Origin of the sequence: Staphylococcus sp. GDY8P54P, from assembly GCF_017892645.1 — a bacterium.
Classification (GTDB): domain Bacteria; phylum Bacillota; class Bacilli; order Staphylococcales; family Staphylococcaceae; genus Staphylococcus; species Staphylococcus ureilyticus.
In genome coordinates this window covers 108065-128163 of the sequence record NZ_JAESLN010000006.1, presented here as the reverse complement: position 1 = coordinate 128163, position 20099 = coordinate 108065, and the positions used below count along the sequence as shown (strand labels likewise).

20 protein-coding genes and 1 riboswitch are annotated in these 20099 nt (G+C 31.7%); of the genes, 17 read left to right on the top strand and 3 right to left on the bottom strand.

The features are described 5' to 3' along the window. Positions 1-76: 76 nt before the first annotated feature. Positions 77-583 carry a DUF309 domain-containing protein gene (locus KA883_RS01235; RefSeq protein WP_046208211.1) on the bottom strand — a complete coding sequence of 169 codons (507 nt, stop codon included), beginning with the start codon at positions 581-583 and terminating at the stop codon, positions 77-79. A gap of 91 nt (positions 584-674) precedes the next feature. Here KA883_RS01235 and KA883_RS01230 point away from each other — a divergent pair, with 91 nt between their 5' ends. From KA883_RS01230 to KA883_RS01205, 6 genes are all read left to right on the top strand, one after another. After that, positions 675-1409: a segregation and condensation protein A gene (locus KA883_RS01230; RefSeq protein WP_046208212.1), complete on the top strand. Its 735-nt coding sequence runs from the start codon at positions 675-677 to the stop codon at positions 1407-1409. Beyond that, entirely contained in the window at positions 1393-1941 is a 549-nt protein-coding gene (scpB, locus tag KA883_RS01225) for an SMC-Scp complex subunit ScpB (RefSeq protein ID WP_080937836.1), read from the top strand. The genes KA883_RS01230 and scpB overlap by 17 nt, the downstream gene beginning before the upstream one ends. After that, complete coding sequence (locus KA883_RS01220; RefSeq protein ID WP_046208213.1) at positions 1934-2671, top strand: pseudouridine synthase; 738 nt, start codon at positions 1934-1936, stop codon at positions 2669-2671. The genes scpB and KA883_RS01220 overlap by 8 nt, the downstream gene beginning before the upstream one ends. A 135-nt stretch (positions 2672-2806) precedes the next feature. Beyond that, the gene (locus tag KA883_RS01215; RefSeq protein ID WP_046208214.1) at positions 2807-3532 is read left to right on the top strand and encodes a response regulator transcription factor; all 726 of its coding nucleotides are present in this window, start codon (positions 2807-2809) and stop codon (positions 3530-3532) included. Further along, positions 3516-5288: an ATP-binding protein gene (locus KA883_RS01210; RefSeq protein ID WP_046208215.1), complete on the top strand. Its 1773-nt coding sequence runs from the start codon at positions 3516-3518 to the stop codon at positions 5286-5288. Before KA883_RS01215 ends, KA883_RS01210 begins: the two co-directional genes overlap by 17 nt. A gap of 216 nt (positions 5289-5504) precedes the next feature. Beyond that, positions 5505-5641, top strand: a riboswitch (FMN riboswitch). 64 nt (positions 5642-5705) lie between these two features. Next, positions 5706-6251 (top strand): ECF transporter S component, encoded by a 546-nt coding sequence (locus tag KA883_RS01205; protein WP_046208216.1) that lies wholly within the window; start codon positions 5706-5708, stop codon positions 6249-6251. A gap of 484 nt (positions 6252-6735) precedes the next feature. Here KA883_RS01205 and KA883_RS01200 read toward each other — a convergent pair whose 3' ends face one another. After that, on the bottom strand, positions 6736-6984 hold the full coding sequence (locus KA883_RS01200; protein WP_019468351.1) for a ferredoxin: 249 nt from the start codon (positions 6982-6984) through the stop codon (positions 6736-6738). A gap of 109 nt (positions 6985-7093) precedes the next feature. On the opposite strand from KA883_RS01200, the gene KA883_RS01195 reads away from it, so the two are divergent. The 4 genes from KA883_RS01195 to ypdA all read left to right on the top strand — a co-directional run bounded on the left by KA883_RS01195 (position 7094) and on the right by ypdA (position 12254). After that, a complete protein-coding gene (locus tag KA883_RS01195; RefSeq protein ID WP_046208217.1) occupies positions 7094-8059 on the top strand; it encodes a helix-turn-helix domain-containing protein in 966 nt (321 codons plus the stop codon). Then, positions 8046-9425: a RecQ family ATP-dependent DNA helicase gene (locus tag KA883_RS01190; protein ID WP_210139821.1), complete on the top strand. Its 1380-nt coding sequence runs from the start codon at positions 8046-8048 to the stop codon at positions 9423-9425. The genes KA883_RS01195 and KA883_RS01190 overlap by 14 nt, the downstream gene beginning before the upstream one ends. A 147-nt stretch (positions 9426-9572) precedes the next feature. Then, on the top strand, positions 9573-11036 hold the full coding sequence (locus KA883_RS01185) for a LysM peptidoglycan-binding domain-containing protein (protein WP_080937837.1): 1464 nt from the start codon (positions 9573-9575) through the stop codon (positions 11034-11036). Positions 11037-11267: 231 nt separating this feature from the next. Beyond that, positions 11268-12254 carry a bacillithiol disulfide reductase YpdA gene (gene ypdA / locus KA883_RS01180; protein ID WP_046208220.1) on the top strand — a complete coding sequence of 329 codons (987 nt, stop codon included), beginning with the start codon at positions 11268-11270 and terminating at the stop codon, positions 12252-12254. Positions 12255-12340: 86 nt separating this feature from the next. On the opposite strand, the gene KA883_RS01175 is transcribed toward ypdA, so the two are convergent. Next, entirely contained in the window at positions 12341-13315 is a 975-nt protein-coding gene (locus KA883_RS01175; protein ID WP_046208221.1) for an asparaginase, read from the bottom strand. A gap of 78 nt (positions 13316-13393) precedes the next feature. Here KA883_RS01175 and cmk point away from each other — a divergent pair, with 78 nt between their 5' ends. The 7 genes from cmk (at position 13394) to KA883_RS01140 (ending at position 20094) form a co-directional block, all read left to right on the top strand. Then, complete coding sequence (gene cmk / locus KA883_RS01170; protein WP_046208222.1) at positions 13394-14050, top strand: (d)CMP kinase; 657 nt, start codon at positions 13394-13396, stop codon at positions 14048-14050. 297 nt (positions 14051-14347) lie between these two features. After that, a complete protein-coding gene (gene rpsA, locus KA883_RS01165) occupies positions 14348-15526 on the top strand; it encodes a 30S ribosomal protein S1 (RefSeq protein ID WP_210139820.1) in 1179 nt (392 codons plus the stop codon). A 196-nt stretch (positions 15527-15722) separates the two neighbouring features. After that, positions 15723-17033, top strand: a complete 1311-nt coding sequence (gene der / locus KA883_RS01160; RefSeq protein WP_046208224.1) for a ribosome biogenesis GTPase Der — start codon at positions 15723-15725, stop codon at positions 17031-17033. 16 nt (positions 17034-17049) lie between these two features. After that, positions 17050-18048, top strand: a complete 999-nt coding sequence (locus KA883_RS01155; protein ID WP_046208225.1) for an NAD(P)H-dependent glycerol-3-phosphate dehydrogenase — start codon at positions 17050-17052, stop codon at positions 18046-18048. 169 nt (positions 18049-18217) lie between these two features. Continuing rightward, positions 18218-18490: an HU family DNA-binding protein gene (locus tag KA883_RS01150; RefSeq protein WP_210139819.1), complete on the top strand. Its 273-nt coding sequence runs from the start codon at positions 18218-18220 to the stop codon at positions 18488-18490. A 327-nt stretch (positions 18491-18817) separates the two neighbouring features. After that, a complete protein-coding gene (locus KA883_RS01145) occupies positions 18818-19375 on the top strand; it encodes a heptaprenyl pyrophosphate synthase subunit A (RefSeq protein WP_046208226.1) in 558 nt (185 codons plus the stop codon). A gap of 17 nt (positions 19376-19392) precedes the next feature. Continuing rightward, positions 19393-20094 carry a demethylmenaquinone methyltransferase gene (locus KA883_RS01140; protein ID WP_046208358.1) on the top strand — a complete coding sequence of 234 codons (702 nt, stop codon included), beginning with the start codon at positions 19393-19395 and terminating at the stop codon, positions 20092-20094. The last annotated feature ends 5 nt before the right edge of the window (positions 20095-20099 follow it).

The following is a 20099-nucleotide window of genomic DNA, read 5'->3' as shown; positions in this document are numbered from 1 at the left end:
TTCTATTGAATAACTAGACTGTGTTTTTTATTGTAGTTACATTATTTAAATAAATATATTCATATAAGATTAATGCTTATATCCATTTGTTTCGAGCTTGTAGAGCGCGTTTTCTTGCTGCTTCGACTTCAGTTCTGTCTCTTTTTAAATGGTGGTCAATGATATAATCATCTTCAATTTTATAATATGTCATCGCATAATGCGGGTATTGTTGTAATATAACTTGCTCCATTGTCGCAGTTAATGGGAGATGAATAGGCTCGAAAGATTTCTCCTTCTTTGTAGCATTAATTAATTCGACTAATAGCGCTTTATACGCTTCTATATCGAGTCCAATATTAATTGCTGAGTCGTACTTTTCTATTACTTTTAATGACTTACCAAACGATTTATAGGCACCTACATAATTATGTCTACGGTAATGATAAGCGCCAGTTGCAGTCAATATAAGACTTACAACAGCATCTCCTTTATTGTAATTTGGGTTTGTTTTCCAAGCGTCTTCTAAAATATCGTGACAAAGAAAGTAATGTTGCTTTGTATGGAATTGGAAATAAAAATCTTGAAGTGCAATTTTTAACATGTTTATCGCTCCGATTTTAAATGTTTGTATTAAACATGCTATAATATTTTAGTGAATTACGCACTTAACTTGCTAATATGAGGTAGATAAAATGTATGAAGTAAAACTCGATGCCTTTAATGGTCCTTTAGATTTATTATTGCATCTTATTCAAAAATTTGAAATTGATATTTATGATATACCAATGAAATCTTTAACAGAACAGTATATGCAATATATTCATGCGATGAGTCAATTAGAAATTAATGTGGCAAGTGAATATTTAGTTATGGCATCAGAATTACTAATGATAAAAAGCAAAATGCTTTTGCCTCATTCAGATGAAGTTGACGATTTAGAAGATGACCCACGTGAAAATTTGGTTGAGCGATTAATTGAATATCAAAACTATAAAGAATATACAGTGCTATTAAACGAAAAAAGAGCAGAAAGAGAGAAGTATTATTCTAAACACCCAACGGATTTAACACATTTAGAGTCAAATGAAACTTGGGACCCTAATAATACGATTGATTTAACAGAACTCATCATTGCTTATCAAAAAGTGAAAAATCGTGTGGAATACCAAACACCCAAAACCGTTGATATTCGAAAAGAAACGTTCACAATACAAGAAGCTACTACACAAGTAACTCAACGTTTGCAAAAACATGAATCATTCAACTTTTTTAGTTTATTTAATTTTACTGAACCACTGGAAATGGTAGTCACTCATTTCCTCGCCATACTAGAAATGTCGAAATCTGGAATAGTAAATATTGAACAACAAAAAAGTTTTGACGATATTAATATTTTAAGAGGAGTTAATTATGGCATTGAACGATAAAGGAATCCTAGAAGCATTACTTTATACTGCAGGTGATGAAGGACTTGAAGAAAAGCAAATACTAGAAATTTTAGACATTGACCAACATCGTTTTCATACATTAATCAATGAATATGACGCTTGTGGCTTAGAGATCCAACATTATGGTAAAAATTATGTCTTAACCACCAAAAAAGATGCGTCAGAATTTATTGAGAAGTTAATTGAACAAAAATCAAAAATGAAATTATCACAAGCAGCTATGGAAGCTTTATCGATAATCGCATACAATCAGCCATTATCTCGTAGTGATATTGAATTGATTAGAGGTATAAATTCGGACGGAGCCGTCAAAACCTTGATAGCACGAGGTTTAATTGAAGCCAAAGATGAGGAAGATTCTAGAAGCCAACAATTATATACAACAGAACTATTCTTAAATGTATTTGGTATTGAACAATTAGATGATTTACCAACTACGGATGAAGAAGATGAGGAAATAGAAGCCTTCTTCAGTAATTTAGTAAATCAAAAAGGAGAAAAAAATGAATAAAGAAACAGAAAGATTACAAAAACGTATCGCAAATAGTGGCTATACTTCAAGACGTAAAGCGGAAACATTAATTACAGAAGGTAAAGTGAAAGTAAACGGTGAAATCAAAACAGAATTAGGTACTAAAGTAAAACCAACGGATACAGTAGAAGTTGAAGGCATTAAATTAGAACAAGAAGACAAACTATATATTCTTTTCTATAAACCTTCACAAGTTATCACTAGCGTTTCTGATGACAAAGGTAGAAAGGTCGTTACTGATTATTTCAAACAAATTAAGACAAGAATATACCCTGTAGGACGCTTAGATTATGATACATCAGGGCTACTTTTACTTACCAATGATGGTGAATTCACTAACTTAATGACACATCCACGTTATAAAATCAAAAAGAAATATGTTGTTAAATTAAAAGGGTATCTCATGCGTGAAGAAGTTAAAGCATTAGAACAAGGCATTAATTTAGAAGATGGGCAAACGCAACCTGCGACAGTTAAAGTTAAAAACCAAGATAAAGATAAAAATACGACACTTGTAGAAATTACAATAACTGAAGGTCGCAATAGACAAGTTAGACGCATGTTTGAATATTTTGGGCATCAAGTATCAAAATTACAACGCATAGAATTTGGACCGTTAAATTTGAAAGGACTCAATGCTGGCGAAGGCCGAGTACTTACACCGCATGAAGTAAAAATATTACGTCAAATTGCAGAACACGGACAATAATTATGACATTCCTTTAACAAAATCCTGATATTGATAATTTTTTCACAAACTTTTCATTCATAAACACTTTTATAGCTCAACCTATGATATAATATGGTTGAAATTGAAGTTAGCAGTGTGGGAGGGTACGAACCTATGTCAAACGAAATACTTATCGTTGATGATGAAGATAGAATCAGACGATTATTAAAATTGTACTTAGAAAGAGAATCTTTTGAAACTCATGAAGCTAGAGATGGACAAGAAGCATACAAAATGGCAATGGAACATGATTATGCATGTATCTTGTTAGATTTAATGTTGCCAGAAATGGATGGCATTACTGTAGCAGCTAGACTCAGAGAACAGAAAGAAACACCAATTATTATGTTAACTGCTAAAGGAGAAGAAACAAACCGCGTAGAAGGTTTCGAATCCGGTGCAGATGATTATATTGTAAAACCATTTTCACCACGTGAAGTGGTCTTACGTGTCAAAGCGCTATTAAGACGAACTCAAGTTGCACATACAGAACAAAGTGAACCACATGCACGAGATTTAATAGAATTTGAACATCTTGTGATTGATAATGATGCTCATCGGGTGCTAGCTGATGGCAACCAAGTAAACTTAACGCCAAAAGAATATGAACTTTTAATCTTTTTAGCAAAAACGCCAAACAAAGTCTTTGATCGTGAGCAACTATTAAAAGAAGTATGGCATTATGAATTTTATGGAGATTTGCGTACTGTTGATACACATGTAAAACGTTTAAGAGAGAAATTAAATCGCGTTTCTGATGAAGCTGCCCAAATGATTCAAACAGTTTGGGGCGTTGGCTATAAATTCGAGGTTAAATCTGAAAATGAACCGCCTCAATAATGTAGTAGTAAAACTGTGGTTAACTATAATTTTTATAGTAACGACAGTTTTAATTTTATTAAGTGCAGCACTTATAACGTTTATACAATCTTACTTTACGCAAGAAACAGAAGATTCATTACTTGAAGATGCTAAAAGAATCAGTCATTTAGTTGAGCATTCAGAAGATAAAACGACTGCCATAAAGCATAGTAAGTCTCTTATCGAGGGTCCAGTGGGGCTTATTATCATGAATCATAAACACATGGATAGCGTCAATAATGATGAGACAAAAGAAAAGATGTTCAAAGAAATAAAAAGTAATAAAAACTACGAAAAAGTGTTCGATAAAGGAAAGCAGATATCTGAGCACGTGACAATAGATATAAATAAACAGCAAAAAACTTATGTTTTAATAGGTTATCCATCAAAAAATTTAGAATCGAGTGCACATAATAGTAAATATAGTGGTGTTTTTATCTATCAAGATTTGAAAACGATAGAAGATACCAATAATGTGATTACAGTCATTATTTTAATTATTGCTATAATCTTTTTATCTATTACTACTGTGTTTGCCTTTTTCTTATCATCTCGAATTACAAAACCACTAAGAAATTTAAGGACTCAAGCATTAAAAGTTTCTAAAGGAGACTATACACAAGTAGTTCCTGTTAATTCTCGAGATGAAATTGGTGAGTTATCACGTGCTTTTAACACGATGAGTTCGGAAATACAACAACACATCGACGCATTATCCTCATCAAAAAATATCAGAGATAGTTTAATAAACTCTATGGTTGAAGGTGTTCTAGGTTTTAATGATAAACAAGAAATAATTATATCAAACAAGATGGCACAAAATATTTTGAAAATATTGGATGCACACGATTTAGACAAGCTTGATCGTCAAAATGAATTAACATTTAAATCCAAAAAAACACAATTCGAAGAATATGAAATTAGCACACGCTATTTTGTCATTATTACAAGTTATATTGAACAAATTCAGCCTGATGGCAGAAGTGGTATTGTAGCTATTATTCGTGACATGACCAATGAACATAATATTGATCAAATGAAAAAAGATTTTATTGCTAATGTATCACATGAATTGCGTACACCTATTTCTTTGCTACAAGGATATACAGAGTCGATAGTGGATGGTATTGTAACAGAGCCAGACGAAATACATGAATCATTGTCTATTGTCCTTGATGAAACAAAACGTTTAAATCGATTAGTAAATGAGTTGCTCAATGTTGCACGTATGGATGCTGAAGGGCTAACTGTAGAGAAAGTGAAACAGCCAATTGATCCATTGCTTAATAGAATGCAACAAAAATACCAGAAACAAGCAAATGACTTAAAGTTAACGATGAATTTAAATCCAAATACACACAATCAATTATGGTATTTCGACACCGATAGAATTGAACAGGTTTTAACTAATCTTATAGATAATGCTACTAGATATACAGAACCTGGTGATTTAATATCGATTAGTTATGGAGAGTCAGAAAATGAAAATATTTTATACATTTCAGACACAGGATCTGGTATTGCTCCAGAACATTTACAACAAGTATTTGATCGTTTCTATAAAGTCGACACTGCTCGTAAACGAGGTAAACAAGGTACTGGGTTAGGTCTGTTTATCTGTCGCATGATTATTGATGAACATGGAGGTACGATAGACGTTAAAAGTGAGCTTGGCAAAGGCACAACATTTATAATTAAATTACCAAAACCAACAGAAGAACGTGAAGATACATGACTATTAAAGTAATCATAGAAAGTGAAATGTAATTTAATTTATAATCTTAATGTAAATCAAGCATGTGTGTTCTATAAATGACGAGATTGAGAGTCAATACATTACTATTGATTTTCAATCTCGTCTTTTTCATAAATTATGTAATTTACTTAGCATAAGCAGGTCTATTGTTTTTATCTGAGTAATAGGCTATGATATATTTATAAAATTTAAGAAATTCATCTTCGGGGTAGGGTGTAATTCCCAACCGGCAGTAATTGAAGCCTGCGACCCATTTATCTATTAAAAAGATAAATGGCTGATCTAGTGTAATTCTAGAGCCGACAGTATAGTCTGGATGGGAGAAGATGGAGGGTTTTTGTTGTGCAATTAAATCCTCCTTTTCTAAGTAAGATGAATGGAAGGAGATAATTGAATATGCAACAACAAACCAAGCGACTTATTACGATAAGTATGTTAAGTGCGGTGTCATTTATTTTGATGTTTATCAAATTTCCAATCCCATTTTTACCACCATATTTAACATTAGACTTTAGTGATATCCCAGCTCTATTAGCAACTTTTAGTTTAGGGCCAGTAGCTGGTATTATTATATTATTTATAAAAAATTTACTTAATTTCTTATTTAATATAGGGGATCCAGTTGGACCAATTGCTAATTTCTTAGCTGGCGCTAGTTTTATTTTAAGTGCCTTTTATATAATTAAAAATAATCATACAGTCAAAACACAAATCATTGGATTTACAATAGCGACGATTGTTATGACGATTGTTCTAAGTATTTTAAATTATTTTGTTTTATTGCCACTTTATGGGATGATTATGAATTTATCAAATGTAGTTGAAAATATAAAAATTGTGATAGTTTCAGGTGTTATACCTTTTAATATAGTAAAAGGTATAATAATTTCTTTAATATTTATGTTATTATTCAAACGTTTAAAAAAGATTTTACTTAGATAATTTTTAATTAATTAGCTTATACCACGAATATGAAAAAATGGACACGCAATAATAAAAGAAGCTGAGANNTCTCAGCTTCTTTTATTATTGAAAACTTTTGCTAAAGTTGAAAGTGAAGTTGCTTATCATTATTTTTGTACTTAAACGCATCTTTTAAAATAGTTTTTTAACTTGTTAACACTTAATGGAATGATATAAGCACAAGATTATAGAATCGAGTCATATCTCCAGACGAGTGAACAACCTGGTCGAATTTGTCGAATTTTAAAATTTAAAATGACCAAGCTATTTCATATGGATTAGTCATTTATTTTGATTGTGAGATTTACATGCTATATTTCAACTTGCTTTATTTTCATACTACAATTAATAAATGATTATTTTTCATAAAATAAGAGCTCAGCTTTTTCATTAAAACAATGAATATACTGAGCCTTTATAAATTCATTTCATGCAAAAATGAATATCTATTTGATTAATTTTATTATTCAAATTTTAGAGGGTCTCCGTCAAAAGATTCCTCTTCAATTTTAATAGAATCTGTAGGACAACCTTCTAAAGCATCTTCCATGTCTTCATATAATTCTTCTGGTACTTCCGCAGTACCTTGGTTATCATCTAGTATAACGTATGCGATACCTTCATCGTCGTAATCATATATATCAGGAGCAGCAGCACCGCAAGCACCACATGCAATGCATGTATCCATATCAACAATTGTATATTTAGCCAAACTCTTCGCCTCCTTTAACAAACATGCTACACTAATAACACAATTAGTATTGTAGTTACTGTTTAAAATTTTATCAAATGTTTTTGTTTTATAAAATGAGGGAGCACACATGTATAATTTAATTCGCTTTACACGAATGCAAGCACATAATTACAAAACAGAAAAAAGCATATATAATATTATCACAGGCAAAAAATCCCATCAAACCTTTTTTGACGCCTGTAGTCAACAACTATTATCATTGTATCATAGCTTACCAAACTTAAAATATCCATCATTTGTTGGATATATTCAAAATGGACAACAGGATGTTGATGGTACGCGATTAATTCGTACACATCCAAGGTATACATATGATAGTTTATTAAACACCTTTAAGGCACTTCAATTATTAACCCAAACAATTTCGAATATTTCACATGATTCATTACATTTTGTGCCTATTACACACAACAATACAATTCAACATAGAGTTAAAAAAGTATATAACAGTGCTAAAAATAAGAATATATCTTGCAAATTAAATGAAGAATTAAATCTTCTTTTCTCTTCAATTTCTGAAAAAAATAGTAAAACGTATTTGCACTATTATTTACAAGGTTATAAAGAAAGTATGTATACAAGACAACAAGTCAGCTTAATAGAAAATATTTCGCAACAACAATTGTTCGAACTAGAAATAAATGAATTAGTAATCATGATGTTTGAATTGGAAAATGCGATTAAATATCCTATTTTAAATCAATTAATTATTTTACCTACGTTGCTTTTTAAAACAGAGGAAACTTACATAGGTATTAAAAAAGGTCTCAGCTTTAACGAATTAGCTAAGACACAAAATGTAAAATCAAACACAATTGAAGATCATATTCTAGAATTATTTATAAAAGGGTATCTTTCACAATACGATGTATTTATAAATGATAATTCATATTCACAGTTTCTAAGTTACTATGTAGAAAATCGCAGCGAAAGATTAAGAAATTACAAAGAGAAATTTCCAAAATTAAATTACTTTGAAATTAAACTATTAATCATCGGTGTTGAAAGAGGTGATTTAAATGTTACATCATGAATTAAAAAAATGGTTTGGTTTTGATTCATTTAAGCCTGGACAACAGGAAATTATAGAGCATGTATTAAATGATGAAAATACTTTGGGTATATTGCCGACTGGTAGTGGAAAAAGTTTATGTTATCAATTACCAACCTATATCAAACAAAAGCCCACCCTTATCATCTCACCGTTAATATCCTTAATGGATGATCAAGTTATGCAATTAAAACTACAAGGCGAGCATTACGTTTCATGCATCCATTCCGGATTAGATGAAAATGAAAAAAAACAAAATTTACAATACTTAAAGCATAGTCGTTTTATATTTTTAAGTCCCGAATTTTTGTTGCAACCACATAATTTTAAACTTATACAACATCTAGATTTAGGTTTAATCGTTTTAGATGAAGCCCACTGCTTATCTGAATGGGGTTATGATTTCAGACCACACTATGCACTTGTAGGGAAAATCATCAATTATTTTCCTAAAGCCAATATACTTGCTTTGACTGCCACAGCACCACCTTATTTAACATATGATTTAAATCACATGCTAAATAAAACATTTACTGTTGTGAAAACAACTACGAATAGAGAAAATATTACATTATCACACATAAATTTCGAAAATGATCATGAAAAGTTAAAATGGTTACTTCCAACGTTAGAACAATCTGGTCCCACTATTATCTATGTTTCATCAAAAAAAATGTGCCTAACTTTAGCAAAGGCAATTTATCAATATGGTTTTTTAACTGGGATATACCATGGTGACTTAACCTATCAGGAAAGACATACTGTACAGCATCAATTTATAAATAATGAAATACCAATTATTGTTGCAACAATTGCTTTTGGAATGGGGATAAATAAAAAAGATATACGAACCATCATACATTTTCATCTAGCCACAAGTCCATCAAGTTATATGCAAGAAATTGGTCGTGCAGGACGTGATGGCTACTCTAGCCAAGCAATCAGTCTTTACCAACCAGATGATAGTTATCTATTAGAAACGTTATTGTTTGCAGATATAATTACTGAAGAAGATGTGAATACATTTGAATTAGGTATGTTTTTACCACCTGAAAAAAATGAAATATTAGAGGTTCTAAGTAGTAATTTTAAAATTGAACAATTGCGTACTATTTTCAAAACAGCATTTGAAAGAAAACAACGCGGTTATTATCGAATGTTAGGTTATAAAAATTTAGACCAATGTCGTAGGTCATATATGGTAGAGTTTTTCGGTGAAAATCTATCAACAAAACCAACACAGTGCTGTGATAATGACACAGAATTAAAACCAATTAATATTATTAATAGAAAAAAAGTAAAAAGAAAAATGGATTTTAAAGAAAAATTACGAAATATATTCAAATAAAAGATAAATACTTTACTTCACTTTTTCAATCAAGCTATAATACTAGATATACGCTAAATTTTTATTTGTTTTTCATATAAAATTAATACATATATACTGGCTTTTAGGGTAAAACAGTATATACTAAAATTAAATGATGGAAGGATGATGAATTTGTCTAATAATAATTTCAAAGATGATTTTGAGAAAAATCGTCAATCTATTGATCCAAAAGAACATCGAGATGATGTAAAGGATTCTGTTAACGATTCCGTTGACAATGTAAAAGAGGAAGTTTCTGATAAACAAGACGAACAATTCCCTCCAAGAAATGCCCAAAGAAGACAACGTAGAAGAGATACGGCAACACATCAAAATGAAGGAAATGAATCAACTGTTGATGAGAAAAATGATACATCAAGTCAACAAGACAGTAAGCAACAACAGGAAACACATTCATCATCCAAGACGGTTGCGGATGAAACCAATAAAAATCAAGACCCTTCAGAAAATAACAATATTAATCAAAATAGAAGTGAAAAAGATCACGACATTTCTAAAGGTAACCAATCTGAAGATAAAAATGATAAGAAAAAAGGCGCTGCCGTAGCTGGCGGAGCAGCCGCAGCTGGTGCAGGTGCATATGCCGCAAAAAAACACCATGACAAGAAAGATAATTCTGATCATGCTAAAGATAACAATGCAGCCTCAGACGATAACGAAAAAAGTGATGCTGCTACAGGCGTAGGTGCTAATAATAAAAATCAACATACTGAAGAAGCTAATTCTGAAAAAAGTAATGATTCAAAAGACAACAAGAAAAAAGGCGCTGCCGTAGCTGGTGGAGCAGCCGCAGCTGGTGCAGGTGCCGCTGGAGCAAGTGCTGCGCATTCGAATGGAAATGGCTCCGGTGGAAATAATGGTAACGGTGATCACAACAACGATCCAAATGATGATAACAACAATAACAAGAAAAAAGGCGGATTATTTGGAAAAATATTACCAATCGTAGCAGCAATTTTAATTTTAGCAGCAATCGGAATTTTTGGTGGTATGGCATTAACTGGCAACAATGATGATAGTAGTAATAACGACGATAAAAAGGTAGCGGACAACAAAGATAAAAAATCTGACTCAGATTCAGACAAGGACAGCAAGAAAGATTCAGACAAAAACAAAGACGATGATAGTGATAAAGCAAATACAAATAATGACGATAACGCTGAATCAGATAGTAATGATAATTCAAACCAAAGCGATTCTAATTCTGACGATGCAGCTACTAGCGATCAAAATCAAGCTACTGAATCTGATCAAAATAACCAAAGTGATCAAAATGCACAGAACAGTCAAAATGATCAATCACAACAAAATAATCAAGCTACGAATCAAGGTAATGATTCAGCAAACCAAGGTCAAGCTACTAACAGCCAAAACAATCAACAAAACAACCAAGCTTCAAACAACAATTCAGGACAACAAACACATACTGTAAATGGTCAAAATCTTTACAGAATAGCCATCCAATACTATGGAAGCGGATCTCCTGAAAATGTAGAAAAAATCAGAAAAGCAAATGGATTACAAGGTAATGATATTCATAACGGACAACAATTAGTTATTCCTCAATAAAACATTCATCTTTAACAAATAAAATGAAGCTTGATTATCGAGCCTGTTCCTAAAAAAGGACTAATCCATAACATGATATGCTCCCTACAAAGTAGACATTTAAAAAAGTAAACTTTGTAGGGAGCTTTTATATGAATTAGTCATTTTTGTAAAAAAATTTTCAAAATCTATCACTTGGTTTTTTTAAATCTACTGGTATAATAAATGGGTGGTTAAAGGAGGACAAATACTATGCAAACAGTAGAAAGTATAATCATCGGCGGTGGACCATGTGGGTTAAGTGCCGCTATTGAACAAAAGAAAAAAGGGATTGATACTTTAGTAATTGAAAAAGGAAATGTTGTGGACGCTATTTATAACTATCCGACACATCAAACATTCTTTTCTTCAAGTGATAAATTAAGTATTGGCGACATTCCATTTATTGTCGAAGAAAGCAAACCACGTCGTAATCAAGCATTAGTGTATTATAGAGAAGTTGTTAAACATCATCAACTGCGTATCAATGCTTTCGAAGAAGTCCTTACTGTTAAAAAAATTAATAATCGTTTTACACTCACTACTACGAAAGATGTTTATCAGTGTCGATTTCTAACCGTAGCTACTGGTTATTATGGTCAACACAATACTTTAGAAGTAGAAGGTGCAGAATTACCAAAAGTAAAACATTATTTTAAAGAAGCACACCCTTATTTCGATCAAAATGTTGTCATCATTGGTGGAAAAAACTCAGCAGTTGATGCAGCATTGGAATTAGAAAAGGCTGGTGCACATGTCACAGTTATCTATCGTGGTTCTGACTATCCAAAAGCAGTTAAACCATGGATTTTACCTAATTTTGAGTCATTAGTGAAACACGAAAAAATAAACATGGCCTTTAACGCTGAAGTCACAAAAATTACTGAAGATAGTGTTATTTATGAGCAAGATGGAGAAGTAATTGAGATTCCTAACGATTACATTTTTGCAATGATTGGTTATCATCCGGACTATAATTTCTTAGAATCAATTGGAATTGGAATCAATGAAAATGAATTTGGGACAGCACCAGTTCATAACAAAGAAACTTACGAAACAAATGTAGAAAATTGTTATATTGCTGGTGTGATTGCTGCAGGTAATGATGCAAATACGATTTTTATTGAAAATGGTAAGTATCATGGTGGCATTATCACTCAAAATATTTTATCTAAAAAGCAAACGCCTTTAGAATCATAATATAAAAAAGAGCTGGATAAGTGATTATTATTTGAGAATACTTTCAATATTCTTAAGATAAAACATTACTTATCACAACTCTTTTTTTATAACTGAGCTTCAAAATACTTTTTTAATTGTGCTTTAGTTAAATGATTACTTAAGCCGATTAATAATTTCAGTCTCGCTTTTTGTCCATTTAATCCATTAGAGAAAATAACTCCTTTTTGTTCTAATGTTGCACCGCCACCTTCATAAGCATAAATAGGGCCGACAATACCATTAAAAGATCTAGATACAAGTATAACTGGAATATTGTTATTTAAACATTGATTCAACCCTTCTAAACATGTAGGCGGCAAATTGCCTTGACCTAGCGCTTCTATTATAATCCCATCAACTTGTTTTTCACTGTAAAAAGCCAAAACATCGCTATTCATTCCCATATACGCTTTCACGAGTGGGATATTTAAAGATTGATTGATATCAGTCAATACTAAATGCCCAAATGGTTTATGATGAAACTGTACACTTTGTTTTGTTATCACACCTAAGGGACCATGATTTGGACTTTGAAATGTATTCGTATTAGAAGTGTGCGTTTTCGTTACATTTCTAGCTGTATGAATCTCGTCGTTAAAGACGACCATAACACCCATATTTAATGATTCATCACTAATTGCAACTCTAATTGCTGATAAAAAATTATATAAACCATCTGCACCAATTTCATTGGAAGAACGCATCGCACCAGTGATTACAATTGGTTTTGAGGTGTCTATTGTTAAATCTAATAAATAAGCTGTTTCCTCTAGTGTATCAGTACCATGTGTAATCACATAACCATCATAATCATCTTGATCCTCAGATTGATTTATAATTTGTTTTAAAGTTTCCACATACGCAATATTCATGTGTGGAGATGGTACATTAAAAGGTGTTATTTCAGTTACATCAGCATATTGATTAATAATATTTTGATGATTAGAAATTGGATTGTTTTTATTTGTAACAACTTTGTTCGATTCATCTTGTGACATGCTAATCGTGCCGCCAGTATGTATGACAAGAAGTTTTTTCATGTGTGCATTCCTCCTATTTATAAAATACATATTTATGATAAAATATTATTTATAAAACAACAAGGAAGGGTTACTAAAATGAAACCAATAAATATCGCACTTGATGGACCTGCAGCTGCAGGTAAGAGTACAATAGCAAAACTTGTGGCAGCCAAGTTATCTATGGTGTATGTAGATACTGGTGCAATGTATCGTGCTATAACCTATAAATATTTACAATTAAATAAAACAGAAAATTTTTCTGAACTTGTCGAATCAACTGAACTTTCATTAACTTATGACGAAGAAAAAGGACAAAGAGTCATTTTAGACAATCAAGATGTGACAGATTATTTAAGAGAAAATGATGTGACAAATCATGTTTCTTATGTATCTTCAAAAGAATCAGTGCGCTCATTTGCCGTTGAAAAGCAACAAGAGTTGGCACAGCAAAAAGGCATTGTAATGGATGGTAGAGACATTGGTACGGTTGTGTTGCCAGATGCTGATTTAAAAATATATATGATTGCATCTGTTGAAGAACGTGCTTTACGTCGTCAAAAAGATAACGAACTAAGAGATATACAATCAACAGTAGAACAATTAAAAAAAGAAATAGCCGAACGCGATCACTATGATATGAATAGAGAAATATCTCCTTTGAAAAAAGCAGATGATGCAATAACTATTGATACTACCGGTATGAGTATCGAAGAAGTTACTGATAAAATTTTGAAATTAGTAGAAGATATCTAAATTCATAAAATCATATTATCTATTGATTTTTTTTGTAGTCCTTTTGTTAAAATTGTGTAAAAAAGTTATAAAATATCAAAATCAGGGTATATTATCGTAGTAGGTTTTTAAAACTTGTACTACATATAAGTCAATGTAAATTGCTATTGATATTAAAACTATTATCTACATGTTAAGTATCAATTAATATTTTTAAATGTATAGAATAAGAGTATTCACTATAAAGTGGAATTCCTTGACAATTCTGTCAAATTATAAGATGTTATAAATATGTAGTGTAATAAGGAGGCAGACAAGATGACTGAAGAATTCAATGAATCAATGATTAACGAAATTAAAGAAGGGGATAGAGTTACTGGTGAAATTCAAGAAATTGAAGATAAACAAGTAATTGTACATGTTAATGGAGGTAAATTTAACGGTATTATCCCTATAAGTCAACTTTCAACACATCATATTGATAATCCTAGTGATGCTGTTAAAGTTGGTGACGAAATCGGTGCATATGTCACAAAAGTGGAATATGACGAAGAAAATGAGACAGGTGCTTATATCTTATCAAAACGTCAATTAGAAACTGAAAAATCATATGAATTTTTACAAGAAAAATTAGATAATGATGAAATCATCGAGGCTAAAGTCACTGAAGTTGTAAAAGGTGGTTTAGTAGTAGATGTTGTTCAAAGAGGATTTGTACCAGCTTCATTAATTTCAACTGATTTCATCGAAGATTTCTCTCATTTTGAAGGACAAGTTCTAAAATTAAAAGTTGAAGAACTAGATCCAGCAAATAATCGCGTCATTCTTAGTCGTAAAGCTGTAGAAGCATTAGAAAATGCTGAGAAAAAAGATGACTTACTCAATAATCTTAATGAAGGCGATGTCATAGAAGGTAAAGTTGCACGCTTAACAAACTTTGGTGCGTTTATCGATATTGGTGGTGTAGATGGACTTGTACATGTTTCCGAACTATCACATGAGCATGTTAAATCACCAGAAGATGTTGTTTCAATTGGTGATCAAGTCAAAGTGAAAGTAAAATCTGTTGATAAAGATTCTGAACGTATTTCATTATCAATTAAAGATACATTACCAAGCCCGTTTGAATCGTTAAGAGGAGAAGTCAATGAAGGTGAAGAAATCGAAGGTAAAGTTGTCAGACTTACAAGCTTTGGTGCCTTTGTTGAAATCAAACCTGGTGTGCAAGGTTTAGTTCATATTTCAGAAATCAGTCATTCTCACATCGGTACACCTGGTGAAGTATTAGAACCAGGACAAGTTGTCAGTGTTAAAATACTCAGTGTCGATATTGACAATGAACGTATTTCACTTTCTATTAAAGCAACATTACCTGACGAAAATGTTGTTGAAAGTGATAGTGAAACAACACAATCATATTTAGATAATAATGAAGACGAAGACAATCCAACACTAGGTGATGTTTTCGGAGATAAACTTAAAGATATTAAGTTTTAATAATTATCATAAGACTAAAAATAAATCTTGTCCTATTTTTACGTTAGGGCAAGATTTATTTTTTTAGTATACATATCAATCAATAAATTAATTGTATTTCATGAAAGTCATTTAAATTGATTCATTAATAATTTCTTTTGAAATACTTACCCCGTATGATAGAATTATAGAGATTAAAAAAGAGAGGAAGTTAGTTATGACTAAACCTATAGTTGCTATTGTAGGAAGACCCAATGTTGGAAAGTCTACAATTTTTAACAGAGTCGTAGGTGAACGTGTCTCAATTGTTGAAGATACACCAGGTGTGACTCGTGACAGAATTTATTCATCAGGCGAATGGTTAACTCATGATTTCAATATCATTGATACTGGAGGTATTGAAATAGGTGATGCACCATTCCAAACACAGATTAGAGCGCAAGCAGAAATTGCCATAGATGAAGCTGATGTCATTATTTTTATGGTAAATGTTAGAGAAGGTTTAACACAAAGTGATGAAATGGTAGCTCAAATGCTATACAAATCTAAAAAGCCCGTTGTATTGGCAGTGAATAAAGTTGATAATCCTGAAATGCGAAATGAAATTTATGATTTTTATTCACTAGGTTTTGGAGATCCGTATCCAATATCTGGTTCACATGGTTTAGGATTAGGTGATTTATTAGATGAAGTAGTTAAAAATTTCAAAGAAGAAGAGCCCGATCCATATGACGAGGATACAATTCGTTTATCAATTATTGGTCGCCCTAACGTAGGTAAGTCGAGCTTAGTTAACGCGATTTTAGGTGAAAATCGAGTCATAGTATCCAATGTTGCTGGAACAACTCGAGACGCTGTTGATACTGAATATAGCTATGACGATCAAGATTATGTGCTCATAGATACTGCTGGTATGCGTAAAAAAGGTAAAGTATATGAAAATACAGAAAAGTACTCAGTTTTACGTGCACTTAAAGCGATAGAGCGATCAAACGTTGTTTTAGTAGTTATCGATGCTGAACAAGGTATCATAGAACAAGACAAGCGTGTTGCTGGCTATGCGCACGAAGAAGGAAAAGCGATTGTTATCGTTGTCAATAAATGGGATGCTGTAGATAAAGAAACAAATACTATGAAGAAATTCAAGGACGAAGTACGCAAAGAATTTCAATTTTTAGATTACGCACAAATCGCTTTTGTTTCAGCAAAAGAACAAAAAAGATTATCTACGCTATTCCCGTATATTTTGGAAGCGAGTGAAAACCATAAAAAACGTGTTCAAAGTTCAACATTAAATGAAGTAATTACAGATGCAATTTCTATGAATCCTACACCAACAGATAAAGGTCGTCGATTAAACGTATTTTATGCTACACAAGTTGCAATAGAACCTCCAACATTTGTTGTGTTTGTAAATGACGTAGAATTAATGCATTTTTCTTATAAACGTTATCTTGAAAATCAAATCAGAGCTGCCTTTGGATTTGAAGGTACACCTGTACACATCATAACTAGAAGAAGAAATTAATAAATGGAGGGGTTACATGTCTAATATAGCTGTCTTTGGTACTGGGAGTTTCGGTACGGCATTAGCAAATGTCTTAGCTGAAAACGGGCATCAAGTATTAATGTGGGGAAAAAATGAAAAGACTGTTAATGAAATAAATGAATTTCATACAAACACTAAATATCTTAAAAATGCACAACTTGAATTATCAATTAACGCAACAACAGATATTCATAAAGCAATAGCGCATTCAGATGTATATCTCATGACTTTACCTACAAAAGCGATGAGGGAAGTTGCAAGTGAAATTGATTCACACTTAACATCGAAAAAAACTTTTATCCATGTTGCTAAAGGAATAGAAAACGATACTTATAAACGCGTCTCTGAAATGTTAGAAGACTCAATTAGCTCTGAACATAATGCAGGTATTGGTGTACTATCAGGTCCAAGCCATGCTGAAGAGGTTGTTATCAAACAACCAACTACAGTGGCTGCTTCTTCTAAATCACCAGAAGTGAGTAAACTAGCTCAAGATTTATTTATGAATGATTATTTAAGAGTTTATACGAATGACGATTTAGTAGGCGTAGAATTGGGTGGCGCATTAAAAAATATTATAGCTGTTGCAAGCGGTGTAATTTCAGGCATGGGCTTCGGAGACAATGCCAAAGCGGCATTAATGACTAGAGGTTTAGCTGAAATAAGTCGACTTGGTGAAAAATTAGGCGCAGATCCACTGACCTTTTTAGGTTTAGGTGGTATTGGCGATTTAATTGTAACGTGCACGTCTACTCATTCTAGAAATTATACATTAGGGTATAAATTAGGTGAAGGTAAATCACTAGAAAAAGCATTAGAAGAAATGAATATGGTGGTTGAAGGTGTATATACTACAAAATCAGTTTATAATTTAGCTAAAGAACATCATATTGATATGCCAATTACAACTGCATTATATAGAGTTTTGTTTGAAAATCAACCTGTTGATGAAAGCGTCAAAGACTTAATGGGACGGGGCAAAAAGGCCGAATAAGATAGAACTATTACACTTTTTTGCAAATATATAACAATTTGATATTAAAATCCTATTAATTCAACGTTTTTTACACATAAATCATTGCAGTTGCAGTATTCGTTGTGTTAAAGTCATACCATAATGATATTAAGTTATCATTATAAACCCTAGGGGAGGTGAATTCATAATGACCAAAACAGATTTAATCAATGCTGTTGCAGAACAAGCTGATTTAACTAAAAAAGAAGCTGGTTTAGCTGTAGATGCAGTATTCGAATCAATTCAAACATCACTTTCTAAAGGTGAAAAAGTACAATTAATTGGATTCGGTAATTTCGAAGTACGTGAACGTGCTGCTCGTAAAGGACGTAATCCACAAACTGGTAAAGAAATTGATATCCCTGCAAGCAAAGTTCCAGCATTCAAAGCTGGTAAAGCTTTAAAAGATGCAGTTAAATAATTCTTTACTTAAAAGTGAAGCCCTTGTTACAGGGGCTTTTTTTCTTTTGGTAAAAACTTTTAAATACAAATAAAAATAGATTGTAAACTAAGTCTCTTAATATGGTATCATTCGATATGATGATATGATATTAAGAGATTTTTAAAGTGATCAAACATCATTTTAGTTTTTACAAAGATAATAAACAAACATAATTCATTTATTTTTATAATTTTTACTATTCACAAAATACATAAAACGTATATATTTATCACTTTGAAAACCGTTGATTTTAATTTTCCCTATATAATGTTAATATGTATATTGATAATAACGTGAGGTGTGAACATGGAAACGACATTAAGTATTTTTGAAAAACAAATTACCCAACGCTTGAAAGGTATACATCATTATGACGCTATTTATATAAATGAAGTATTAGCAAAAATCCTTGATTCTTATGATATACCTGAAGATGCTAAATTAGCTTGCCTCACTATAGATACTGCGATGCGTCATTTAGATGAGGTTTCCAAAAATTTATCCTCTAAGAAAGCCATTTTGATTGGTGATTTACTAAGCGCTCACTTTTATACATTATTAGCGAAGTTACATGATCCAATTTTTCAAAAGCAAATTAGTTCAGCGATTGTTGAAATTAATGAAATGAAATCCTCCATCCATAACGGAGTGATTCCCAAAGAAGAAATCGGTCATTTTATTTTAAAAATCGAAAATAAATTTCCACTTATTACTATCAATCGATACGTACCAAACATAGAAACAACAGATATCAATCAAAAATTATTAACAAACTTATTAGAAAATCATCCTTCGTATTTAAAAAAATATTCGAAAGATGAACTAAATACATTTTTAGAAGAAATTAAATTAGAAATTAATTAAAAAAGAGGTAATCAATGATGGCAGATAATAAAGCAAAAAAAGAACAAGTACATAACGTTTTTCAAAATATTTCTGGAAAATATGATCGCCTAAACAACATCATCAGCTTTGAACAACACAAGACATGGAGAAAACGCGTTATGAAAGAAATGAATGTTAAAGATGGTAGCAAAGCATTAGATGTTTGTTGCGGAACGGCAGACTGGACCATTTCTTTAAGCAAAGCAGTCGGTCCTTCTGGTGAAGTATTAGGTGTAGATTTTAGTGAAAACATGCTTGAAGTAGGTAAAAAGAAAACAGCGGACATGCAAAATATCCAACTCATTCATGGTGATGCAATGCATTTACCATTCGAGGATAATGAATTTGATTATGTCACAATTGGCTTTGGTTTACGTAATGTACCTGATTACCTTGCAACGCTTAAAGAACTAAATCGAGTTTTAAAACCTGGTGGGATGGTTGTTTGCTTAGAAACAAGTCAACCAACTGCTCCAATATTTAAACAATGTTATAAATTATACTTTAAATTTGTAATGCCTATATTTGGTAAAATATTTGCGAAATCGAAAGATGAATATGAATGGTTACAGCAATCTACTTTTGATTTTCCAGACAAAGAAAAATTAAAACGTTTATTTTCACAAGCAGGATTTAGTAATATTAAGGTACGTAGCTTCACTGGTGGCGTTGCAGCGATGCACCTAGGCTATAAATAAAAATG

Coding starts and splice junctions, on each gene's coding strand:
- KA883_RS01155 (WP_046208225.1), top strand. CDS start 17,050: ATGTCTAATATAGCTGTCTTTGGTACTGGGAGTTTCGGTACGGCATTA.
- KA883_RS01205 (WP_046208216.1), top strand. CDS start 5,706: ATGCAACAACAAACCAAGCGACTTATTACGATAAGTATGTTAAGTGCG.
- rpsA (WP_210139820.1), top strand. CDS start 14,348: ATGACTGAAGAATTCAATGAATCAATGATTAACGAAATTAAAGAAGGG.
- KA883_RS01145 (WP_046208226.1), top strand. CDS start 18,818: ATGGAAACGACATTAAGTATTTTTGAAAAACAAATTACCCAACGCTTG.
- scpB (WP_080937836.1), top strand. CDS start 1,393: ATGGCATTGAACGATAAAGGAATCCTAGAAGCATTACTTTATACTGCA.
- KA883_RS01195 (WP_046208217.1), top strand. CDS start 7,094: ATGTATAATTTAATTCGCTTTACACGAATGCAAGCACATAATTACAAA.
- ypdA (WP_046208220.1), top strand. CDS start 11,268: ATGCAAACAGTAGAAAGTATAATCATCGGCGGTGGACCATGTGGGTTA.
- KA883_RS01175 (WP_046208221.1), bottom strand. CDS start 13,315: ATGAAAAAACTTCTTGTCATACATACTGGCGGCACGATTAGCATGTCA.
- KA883_RS01210 (WP_046208215.1), top strand. CDS start 3,516: ATGAACCGCCTCAATAATGTAGTAGTAAAACTGTGGTTAACTATAATT.
- KA883_RS01190 (WP_210139821.1), top strand. CDS start 8,046: ATGTTACATCATGAATTAAAAAAATGGTTTGGTTTTGATTCATTTAAG.
- KA883_RS01150 (WP_210139819.1), top strand. CDS start 18,218: ATGACCAAAACAGATTTAATCAATGCTGTTGCAGAACAAGCTGATTTA.
- KA883_RS01220 (WP_046208213.1), top strand. CDS start 1,934: ATGAATAAAGAAACAGAAAGATTACAAAAACGTATCGCAAATAGTGGC.
- KA883_RS01215 (WP_046208214.1), top strand. CDS start 2,807: ATGTCAAACGAAATACTTATCGTTGATGATGAAGATAGAATCAGACGA.
- KA883_RS01140 (WP_046208358.1), top strand. CDS start 19,393: ATGGCAGATAATAAAGCAAAAAAAGAACAAGTACATAACGTTTTTCAA.
- KA883_RS01185 (WP_080937837.1), top strand. CDS start 9,573: ATGAATTTGTCTAATAATAATTTCAAAGATGATTTTGAGAAAAATCGT.
- KA883_RS01230 (WP_046208212.1), top strand. CDS start 675: ATGTATGAAGTAAAACTCGATGCCTTTAATGGTCCTTTAGATTTATTA.
- cmk (WP_046208222.1), top strand. CDS start 13,394: ATGAAACCAATAAATATCGCACTTGATGGACCTGCAGCTGCAGGTAAG.
- KA883_RS01235 (WP_046208211.1), bottom strand. CDS start 583: ATGTTAAAAATTGCACTTCAAGATTTTTATTTCCAATTCCATACAAAG.
- der (WP_046208224.1), top strand. CDS start 15,723: ATGACTAAACCTATAGTTGCTATTGTAGGAAGACCCAATGTTGGAAAG.